Annotated in this window: 1 protein-coding gene and 1 pseudogene; one reads left to right on the forward strand and one right to left on the reverse strand. The window is 73.0% G+C overall.

All coding sequences use genetic code 11. The annotated features are described in order from the left end of the window. Positions 1–67 precede the first annotated feature (67 nt). A complete protein-coding gene (locus CCN29_RS26655; protein ID WP_086685073.1) occupies positions 68–433 on the reverse strand; it encodes a DoxX family protein in 366 nt (121 codons plus the stop codon). 60 nt (positions 434–493) lie between these two features. Between CCN29_RS26655 and CCN29_RS26665 the strand changes: the two are divergent. Further along, a pseudogene (locus tag CCN29_RS26665) lies at positions 494–1,229 on the forward strand (LysR family transcriptional regulator). Positions 1,230–1,320: the final 91 nt, after the last annotated feature.

A 1,320-nucleotide genomic window follows, 5' to 3' on the forward strand; every position in this document is an offset into this window, starting at 1 on the left:
TCCCCGCGCCCCTGGAGGGGGGTGGCAGGCCGCGGGGTTGTGGGGGTTGCGCCGCGTCTCTCGCGGGTCAGGAGGTTGCGGTCAGGGTCAGGGAGGTGGTCGCCGTGGCGAGGTAGAAGGCGGGGAACGCGAGGTTGTGCAGGACGCGGGCGCGGAGGTGGAAGGCGATCGCGCCCAGGTAGAACAGGACGAGACCGCAGGCCGCGGCCACGCCGAGAGGGCGCAGTGCGGTGACGAACACGCCGAGGAGGAGGCCCGCCGCGCCGGCCAGCTTCAGGGCGGCCAGCCACGGGAGCCACGATCGAGGTACGCCCACCTGCGCCGAGTTGGCGATCACGAAGCGTGCCCCGGCGAGGTCGGCGGTCGCGATGGCCACGTTGACGGCGGCGGTGAGCACGGTGACGAGGACGAGTGAGAGTGGGGCAGCGGTCATGTCTCCAGGGTTCTCAGGTGTCCGGGCACCGTCCAATACCTGCTTCCATAACCTGGAGGCATGGATGTGGACACGCGTCTGCTCCGGTACTTCGCCGCGGTGGCGGAGGAGGGCAGCCTGACCGGGGCCGCGCAGAGGCTGTTCGTCTCGCAGCCCGCGCTGACCAAGCAGATCCGGTGCCTGGAGGACGACCTCGGCGTACGGCTCTTCACGCGTTCGCGGNNGCCGCGCGCGGCCGGAGTGGCGGGTGGAACTACGGCAGTTCGACTGGTCCGACCCGAGCGCCGGCCTGGCCCGGAGGGAGGTCGACGCCGCGGTGGTGCGTCTGCCGTTCCCAGGTCAGGACAGTTTTGCGGTGCAGGAGTTCTTCGCCGAGGAGCGTGGCGTGCTGCTGCCGGCCCGGCACGCGCTGGCGACCCGCGAGACGGTGGACTTCCGCGAGCTGTGGGACGAGCCGTTCGTCGCGGCCGGGGCCGAGACCGGGGCGTGGAGGGATCACTGGCTGGGGGCGGAGGACCGGGACGACGAGCACCCCGTCCGGGTCGGCGCCGTGACCAGCCGTCCCGACGAGTGGCTGGGAGCGGTGGCCGGCGGGAACGTGGCGCTGGCCCCCGCGTCGGCGGCCCGCTTCTACGCACATCCGGATGTGGTGTTCCGGCCGGTCCGCGGGCTTTCACCGACCCGGGTGGGGCTGGCCCGGCCTCGGCGGCGGGGGCGGGAGCAAGGTCAGGGTCGTGACGCGGTGCTGGACGAGTTGGTGAGGGCCGTCGCACGGCGGCTGAGCGGGGGCCCCTGAGGGCGCTCCCTTGGCGCATACATGAAGTCCGTCGGGGTACCCGGGCGCGTGGTCACCGTCGGAGTCGGCGCTGACGGTGGTGGGACGGCGC

The organism is Streptomyces pseudogriseolus, assembly GCA_002154585.1.
GTDB classification, from domain to species: domain Bacteria; phylum Actinomycetota; class Actinomycetes; order Streptomycetales; family Streptomycetaceae; genus Streptomyces; species Streptomyces pseudogriseolus.

Coding starts and splice junctions, on each gene's coding strand:
- CCN29_RS26655 (WP_086685073.1), bottom strand. CDS start 433: ATGACCGCTGCCCCACTCTCACTCGTCCTCGTCACCGTGCTCACCGCC.